The 6,967-nt window shown below is 62.6% G+C and carries 9 protein-coding genes and 2 pseudogenes; 9 read left to right on the top strand and 2 right to left on the bottom strand.

The genetic code is table 11. The features are described from left to right. The 3 genes and pseudogenes from EN749_RS27315 to EN749_RS27300 form a co-directional block, all read left to right on the top strand. The coding region (locus EN749_RS27315) for a transglutaminase family protein (protein WP_145991020.1) at positions 1–747 on the top strand (747 nt) is incomplete at its 5' end. Positions 748–874: 127 nt separating this feature from the next. Continuing rightward, a pseudogene (locus EN749_RS27310) lies at positions 875–1,839 on the top strand (cation diffusion facilitator family transporter). A 62-nt stretch (positions 1,840–1,901) separates the two neighbouring features. Continuing rightward, positions 1,902–2,306 carry a GFA family protein gene (locus EN749_RS27300; protein WP_023810754.1) on the top strand — a complete coding sequence of 135 codons (405 nt, stop codon included), beginning with the start codon at positions 1,902–1,904 and terminating at the stop codon, positions 2,304–2,306. A gap of 20 nt (positions 2,307–2,326) precedes the next feature. Here the strand turns inward: EN749_RS27300 and EN749_RS27295 are convergent, their stop codons facing one another. Further along, entirely contained in the window at positions 2,327–3,598 is a 1,272-nt protein-coding gene (locus tag EN749_RS27295; protein ID WP_127269360.1) for a DNA recombination protein RmuC, read from the bottom strand. 103 nt (positions 3,599–3,701) lie between these two features. Between EN749_RS27295 and def the strand changes: the two genes are divergently transcribed. Then, a complete protein-coding gene (def, locus tag EN749_RS27290) occupies positions 3,702–4,232 on the top strand; it encodes a peptide deformylase (protein ID WP_127396469.1) in 531 nt (176 codons plus the stop codon). A gap of 3 nt (positions 4,233–4,235) precedes the next feature. On the opposite strand, the gene EN749_RS27285 is transcribed toward def, so the two are convergent. Beyond that, positions 4,236–4,502, bottom strand: coding sequence for a hypothetical protein (locus EN749_RS27285; RefSeq protein WP_127396468.1), 267 nt, complete (start codon positions 4,500–4,502; stop codon positions 4,236–4,238). A gap of 152 nt (positions 4,503–4,654) precedes the next feature. Between EN749_RS27285 and EN749_RS27280 the strand changes: the two genes are divergently transcribed. From EN749_RS27280 to EN749_RS39065, 5 genes and pseudogenes are all read left to right on the top strand, one after another. Further along, a complete protein-coding gene (locus tag EN749_RS27280; RefSeq protein WP_127328141.1) occupies positions 4,655–4,942 on the top strand; it encodes a plasmid stabilization protein in 288 nt (95 codons plus the stop codon). Beyond that, positions 4,939–5,364, top strand: coding sequence for a type II toxin-antitoxin system VapC family toxin (locus tag EN749_RS27275; RefSeq protein ID WP_127383449.1), 426 nt, complete (start codon positions 4,939–4,941; stop codon positions 5,362–5,364). Before EN749_RS27280 ends, EN749_RS27275 begins: the two co-directional genes overlap by 4 nt. 44 nt (positions 5,365–5,408) lie before the next feature. Further along, entirely contained in the window at positions 5,409–6,362 is a 954-nt protein-coding gene (gene fmt / locus EN749_RS27270; RefSeq protein ID WP_128364335.1) for a methionyl-tRNA formyltransferase, read from the top strand. Next, positions 6,359–6,865, top strand: a complete 507-nt coding sequence (locus EN749_RS27265) for an N-acetyltransferase (protein ID WP_127398815.1) — start codon at positions 6,359–6,361, stop codon at positions 6,863–6,865. Before fmt ends, EN749_RS27265 begins: the two co-directional genes overlap by 4 nt. Positions 6,866–6,888: 23 nt before the next feature. Further along, positions 6,889–6,967 (top strand): annotated as a pseudogene (locus EN749_RS39065) (tRNA pseudouridine(38-40) synthase TruA); the annotation flags it as partial.

The following is a 6,967-nucleotide window of genomic DNA, read 5'->3' as shown; positions in this document are numbered from 1 at the left end:
ATGCTGAATGTGCATTATTCGCGTGCCTCCGATCTCGAGCGGCCGGATTTCCTGATTTCCAACCCGCCGGTGCCGATCGAAAGCTATCGCGACAGTTTCGGCAATTGGTGCAACCGGTTCGTCGCGCCGCCCGGGCGTTTCACCTTCGGCACCGACGCGGTGATCCGCGATCCCGGCACTTTCGAGATGGGCGATCTGATGGCCTGGCAGCACGAGGTTCGCGACCTGCCGGCGGACACGCTGCTGTTCCTGCTGCCCAGCCGTTTTTGCGAAAGCGACCTTCTGGCTGATGAAGCGTGGCGGCTGTTCGGCAACACGCCGCTGGGCATTCCGCGCGTGCAGGCGGTCTGCGACTTCGTCCACAACCACATCGTCTTCAACTACGGCAATGCTCGGCCGACACGCACCGCCGCGGAAGCGTATCGCGAACAGAGCGGCGTGTGCCGAGACTACGCGCATCTCGCGGTCACCTTCTGCCGGGCGCTCAACATCCCAACGCGCTATTGCACCGGCTACATCAGCGACATCGGTATGCCGAAACCATGGGCGAGCATGGATTTCTGCGCCTGGATGGAAGTCTATCTCGGCGGCCGCTGGCATGTCTTCGACCCGCGCAACAATGCACCGCGCATCGGCCGCATCCTGATCGCCTCCGGCCGCGACGCCGCCGACGTGCCGCTGACCCATATATTCGGCCCGGGAACGCTTGCCGGCTTCAAGGTGTGGACCAGCGAGATCGTCGAGTAGTCGCCGTTTTCCATAGGCCGATCTCTCATGACCGCTGGCTTGGACGACCCGACATTCGCGCGGTGTGATGCCTGTGGAGCTTTAGCGGCCTGGCCGCTAGACTGCGCCTTGAATGGGAACAAATGCCATGGCCGGGCACGGCGGCTCAAAAAAGGTGATCTACGCGGCGCTCGCCGGCAATTTCGCCATCGCGCTGACCAAGTTCGCCGCCGCCGCCTTCACCGGCAGTTCGGCGATGCTGTCGGAGGGCGTGCATTCGCTGGTCGATACCGGCAATGGCGGCCTGCTGCTCTACGGCATGCACCGCGCCGCCCGCCCGGCCGACCGGACGCATCCGCTCGGTCACGGCCGCGAACTCTACTTCTGGAGCTTCATCGTCGCGCTCCTCGTCTTCGCGCTGGGCGCCGGCGTGTCGTTCTACGAAGGCGTGACCCATATGATGGCGCCGGAGCCGGTCGCCAACGCCGAGGTGACCTACATCGTGCTCGGCCTTTCCTTCCTGTTCGAAGGCAGTTCGTGGTGGGTAGCGCTGAAGGAGTTCCGCCAGCAGAAGGCAAGCAGGGTTGGCTGCGGGCGGTGCAGTCGAGCAAGGACCCGAGCGTCTACACCGTGCTGTTCGAGGACAGTGCAGCGCTTCTCGGCCTGATCGTCGCGTTCGCCGGCATCCTGGCGGCGGAAGTTCTGGAAATGCCAGAACTCGACGGCGCCGCCTCGATCGGCATTGGGCTGATCCTGGGCGCGACGGCGATCTTCCTGGCCCGCGAAAGCAAGGGCCTGCTGATCGGCGAGCCGGCATCGCCCGAGGTGCAGATGAAGGTGCTGGCGATCGCCCAGCAGGATCAGGCGGTGCAGCGGGCGAACGGCGTCCTGACCGTCCATATGGGGCCGGCAGAGATTGTCGCCGGCCTGAGCATCGAGTTCGAGGACCATTTGACGGCGCCCGAGATCGAAGCTTGCGTCGAGCGCCTGGAGGCGCAGCTGAAGAAGGAGATGCCGGAGATCACACGGCTGTTCGTCAAGCCACAGACGGCAGGCACCTGGGAGAAGCGGCGCAAGCTGATCGACACCGCATCCGATCCGGCTCTGGACTAGCGCCGCGCCATTGCCTGGCTGCCTTGACCCGCTAGGATTAAAGGGAGTTTGGAGGAGCGAAGATGAAAATCGACGGCGGCTGCCATTGTGGCGCCATCACCTACGAGGCGGAGGTCGACCCGGAGAACACCGGAATCTGCCACTGCACCGATTGCCAACAACTGACCGGAACGGCTTTTCGCGTGACCGTGGGCGCGCCGGAAGGCCACTACCGGATCACCAAGGGTGCGCCAAAGGTCTATATCAAGACAGGATCGAGCGGCGACAAGCGCGCGCAGGGCTTTTGCGGCGAGTGCGGCTCGCATCTCTACGCGACATCGGTTGGCGACGGGCCGAAGGTTTATGGCATCCGGGTCGGCACGGCGCGACAACGTGAACAGTTAGTCCCGAGACGGCAAAGCTGGCACCGCTCGGCGCTGCCCTGGTTGCCGGAATTCCCGGGTATGACGACCAAGGAAGAGCAGTAGCGCCGGTCCGGCGCCGCGCCTCAATCGTCGCCTTCGACGACCCTCAGCCTGAGCTGCCCGGTTTTCGAATCGGCAACGCGCGCGCCAGTATCGACCTTCGCGGCGGGAGCCCGTGACGCTGCGTCCGCGGCGGCATCGCCGTCGGGCTGCGCGCCGAATTCCAGTGCCTCGATCTTCTGGCCGCGCTTGGTGACCTTCGACGTCGAAACCAGGATGTCGTCGATGTCCTTGGCCGACTGACCGAAATGCACCTGCAGCTTGCGCACCCGCTCGTCGACGCGCGCGACATCCTCCATCAGCCGGATGACTTCGCCCTGAATCAGGTGCGCCTGTTCGCGCATGCGGGCATCCTTGAGGATCGCCTGGATGACCTGGATCGACAGCATCAGCAGCGACGGCGAGACGATGACGATGCGGGCACGGTGCGCCTTGTGGACGATCGCCTCGAAATTCTCGTGGATCTCGGCGAACACCGATTCCGACGGCACGAACATGAAGGCGGTGTCCTGCGTCTCGCCCTGGATCAGGTATTTTTCCGAGATATCGCGGACATGGATCTCGATGTCGCGGCGGAAGGCCTGCGAGGCGGCCTTCTGCAGGTCGGCGCCGTCGGCGGCGCGGATGGCATTCCAGGCTTCGAGCGGAAACTTGGCGTCGATGGCCAGCGACGGTGCGCCGTTCGGCATCTTCACTAGGCAGTCAGGACGGCTGCCGTTCGACAGCGTCGCCTGGAATTCATAGGCGCCGTGCGGCAGGCCGTCGGCGACGATCGCCTCCATGCGCGACTGGCCGAAGGCGCCGCGCGTCTGCTTATTGGAGAGGATCGCCTGCAGCTGCACCACCTGGCCGGCGAGCGACTGGATGTTGCCCTGCGCGACATCGATGATGGCCAGCCGCTCCTGCAATTTGGCCAGACTCTCATGCGTGGATTTGGTCTGCTCGGTCATGGTCTGGCCGAGCCGGCCGGTCATGGCGTCGAGGCGCTGGCCGATCGATTGCGTCAGCTCCGCCTGCCGTGCGCCGAACACTTCGGCGATGGCGCCCATACGACCCTGCATTTCGGCCTGGCTTTGCAGAATGCCGGCCATCCGCACTTCCGCATCGCGGGCATGATCGGCGGCTTCCGCAGCCGCGACGGCGCGCGCCTTCGCCGACCGCCACAGCGCAATGACCAGCGCCACGAACAGGGCCAGAAACAGCAAAGCGCCGAAGGCCAGCGCATGGCCGAGCGTGACGGTTGTGGCGCCAAGCCGGGCGACAGGTTCGGAAAGGATGGTGCTCAAATCATTCATGTGGACAGCATAAACGATTCGCGCTGCCGGCACAGATCAAAACGTGAACGAGCCTCCAGCCTACCGGTTGACGCTTTTCTCTGGAGGTCTTAGGTGGAACGCCATGTCGATCAAGCCGCTCATCATCCTTCCCGACCCCATCCTGCGCCAGGTTTCCAAGCCCGTGGAGCGTGTCGACGCGTCTTTGCGCAGATTAGCCGACGACATGCTGGCGACCATGTATGACGCGCCGGGTATCGGGCTGGCGGCGATCCAGATCGGCGAACCGCTGCGCTTACTGGTGATCGATCTGGCCAAGGAAGACGAGACGCCGGCGCCGCATGTCTTCATCAATCCGGAAATCCTGGAGAGCGCAGATGCGCGCTCCGTCTACGAGGAAGGCTGCCTGTCGATCCCGGATTATTACGCCGAGGTCGAACGCCCGGCCGCTGTGCGGGTCAAGTATCTCGACCGCGACGGCAAATTGCAGGATATGGAGGCCGAAGGCCTGATGGCGACCTGCCTGCAGCATGAGATCGACCACCTCAATGGCGTCCTGTTCATCGACCACATCTCGAAGCTGAAGCGCGACATGGTGGTGAAGAAATTCAAGAAGCTCGCCAGGGACAAGGCGCCGGGCAAGCTGGCGGGATAGGGATCATTCGAGCACGCCACGCAAAACCCAATCCCTGCCAAGCTCGAACGCTTTTGCACCGATCTCTAATGCAAGCGCGCGAGATTCTGGCGAGATGATCAGCACCAGAGAGACAACCACGGCTAACACCATCATTAGCAGGGTGTTATAAATGGCGAAATTGCTCTCTCTTCGCCTCGACAATTCGCCTTTCTCGTATCGTTCTTCGACCGATTTGTATTCAGCTATTGGCTTCCTGCGTTTCCCCAAGGGATTTTGAGCGCGCTGCATATGAAGCTCCCAGGACAGATCCGCGAAGCATACGCCTGAACAGTTGGTGTAGACTTAATGGACCGTTTTGAGTGGCTGGGTGAAGGGGCGGAACTCTTGTTGATCAATGACTCCGGGGGTGATATCAGAGATATCAAATCTTGGAGGCATCCATGGGCGATATGTTGATCAGAGATATTCCCGAACCCTTGAAGCGCGAAATTGAACACGCGGCGCGCAAGGGCGGCCAAAGTCTGTCGGGCAAGGCGATCGATCTCTTGCGTAAAGGCATGGTCGCGGAGAAAGAAGCCAAACCGGAGCCGGGACTTTCCGCGTGGGATGCCATTCGTTCGGCGTTCGCTGCTGAAAATGCAATAGGCGATGAATTTTCCGAGATAATGGACCAAATCGAAGCGGACGGAAAACGCGACTTCGGCCATCCAGTTGAGGATTTCGAGTGATCATCCTCGATACCAATGTTGTTTCCGAAGCCAGCAAACCGGCGCCCGACTTGAATGTCTCCGCCTGGTTCCGCAAACAGGATCTTCTCGCACTCTACATGTGTGGGCCAGTCATCATGGAGCAGTCTTTCGGGGCCGAACGGTTTTTGAACAAGACGGGATCAGACCGTTATATTCGCGTGCTCGATCAGCTGATTTCGCAGCAGTTCGCCGGCCGTATCGTGGAATTTTCCGGTTCGATCCCCCGACTTGCCGGCAAGCTGCGGGCGACGCGGGAAAGAATTGGCCGTCCGATCAGTCTTTCCGACGCCATGATTGCCGCGATCTGCCTCGCCCATGATGCGACGCTTGCCACGCGCAACGTTCGCGACTTCGACGAGCTTGACCTGAAGCGCGTAAACCCGTTTGAAGCGGACGCCTGAGCCGGCACACGGTGCGAGCAAGAAGACAGGATACCAGAAGAAAAATGCCCCTTCGCGTCATCTTCATGGGCACGCCGGAGTTTTCGGTGCGGACTTTGCGCGCGATCGCCGAGGCTGGCCATGAGATATCGGCCGTCTATACCCAGCCGCCACGCGCCGCAGGGCGGCGCGGGCTGGAGTTGACGCCATCGCCGGTGCAGCGCGAGGCGGAGCGGCTGGGCATTGAAGTCCGGGCGCCGGTTTCGCTCAAGGGCGAGGCCGAGCAGGCCGCTTTCCGTGCCTTGCAGGCCGATGTCGCCGTGGTCGTCGCCTATGGCTTGCTGCTGCCGAAGGCGGTTCTCGAGGCGACCCGGCTCGGCTGCATCAACGGCCATGCGTCGCTTCTGCCGCGCTGGCGCGGTGCCGCGCCGATCCAGCGCGCCATCATGGCCGGCGACCTGGAAAGCGGCATGATGGTGATGCGCATGGAAGAGGGGCTGGACACCGGCCCGGTCGGGCTGGTTGAAAAATGCGCCATCGAACCCGATATGACAGCCGGCGATCTGCATGATCGGTTGATGAGTGTCGGTGCTGCCTTGATGGTGGAAGCGCTGGCGCGACTGGAAAGGAATACCCTGACATTCACCACACAAGCTGTGGATGGGGTGACCTACGCCAAGAAAATCGATAAATCCGAGACTCGCGTGGACTGGACTCGCTCAGCAAGTGAGGTCCACAATCATATTCGCGGCCTGTCGCCCTTTCCCGGCGCGTGGTCGGAGATAGGAATTGGCGGCCGTCAGGAGCGGCTGAAACTGCTTCGCTCGACGCTGTCGCAAGGCCTGTCGCTTTGGGAAGAGTTGGGCGAGTCGGGAGGAATTCTCGATGACCGGCTGACGGTCGCCTGTGGGGCAGGCGCGATCAGGCTGGTCGAAGTTCAACGCGCGGGCGGAAAGCCCGCTGCCGCGTCGGAGTTCCTGCGCGGGGCCAAGATCGAAAAAGGACTGAAATTCTCATGAGCATGATGTCGATACGCGCGGCAACGCCGCGGGATCGCGAGGCCATCCGCCTCGTCGAGGAACACGCTTTCGGCCAGCAGGCGGAGGCCGGTCTGGTCGACGCGCTGGTGACCGGCGGCGACGCTGTTGCCGAACTGGTGGCGGAAGAGGACGGCCAGGTGGTCGGTCACATCCTGTTTTCGCGGCTGTTCGTCCAGAATGGCGGCAAGACTTTCGCGGCCGTGGCGCTGGCACCGCTGGCGGTGGAGCCCTCGTTCCATGGCAGCGGCATCGGCGGCGCGCTGATCCGCGAGGCGCATATCCGCCTCAGGGATGCCGGCGAAACGCTGGCCGTGGTGCTCGGCGACCCCATCTATTACGGGCGTTTCGGATATAGCCACACGCGTGCCGAGAACTTCGAGAGCGAGTACCAGGGCGAAGCGCTGCAGGCGCTGGCCTGGGGTGACGCACCAGAAGCAGGCAGGCTAGTCTACGCCTCTGCCTTCACCGCTCTCGCCGCCTAGGCGAGAGCGTATAGCCGCCCGGCATGCCGCGTTTTCGCCTCGACATCGAATATGATGGCAGTCTGTTTGCCGGCTGGCAGCACCAGGCGGATCAGCCTTCGG

Source organism: Mesorhizobium sp. M7A.F.Ca.ET.027.02.1.1 (assembly GCF_004022985.1).
Classification (GTDB): Bacteria; Pseudomonadota; Alphaproteobacteria; order Rhizobiales; family Rhizobiaceae; genus Mesorhizobium.
This window is presented reverse-complemented; position numbering and strand designations above follow the sequence as displayed.

Bases quoted from the DNA above. Each gene is read 5' to 3' on its own strand.
- EN749_RS27300 (WP_023810754.1), top strand. From the start codon at position 1,902: ATGAAAATCGACGGCGGCTGCCATTGTGGCGCCATCACCTACGAGGCG.
- EN749_RS27295 (WP_127269360.1), bottom strand. From the start codon at position 3,598: ATGAATGATTTGAGCACCATCCTTTCCGAACCTGTCGCCCGGCTTGGC.
- def (WP_127396469.1), top strand. From the start codon at position 3,702: ATGTCGATCAAGCCGCTCATCATCCTTCCCGACCCCATCCTGCGCCAG.
- EN749_RS27285 (WP_127396468.1), bottom strand. From the start codon at position 4,502: ATGCAGCGCGCTCAAAATCCCTTGGGGAAACGCAGGAAGCCAATAGCT.
- EN749_RS27280 (WP_127328141.1), top strand. From the start codon at position 4,655: ATGGGCGATATGTTGATCAGAGATATTCCCGAACCCTTGAAGCGCGAA.
- fmt (WP_128364335.1), top strand. From the start codon at position 5,409: ATGCCCCTTCGCGTCATCTTCATGGGCACGCCGGAGTTTTCGGTGCGG.
- EN749_RS27265 (WP_127398815.1), top strand. From the start codon at position 6,359: ATGAGCATGATGTCGATACGCGCGGCAACGCCGCGGGATCGCGAGGCC.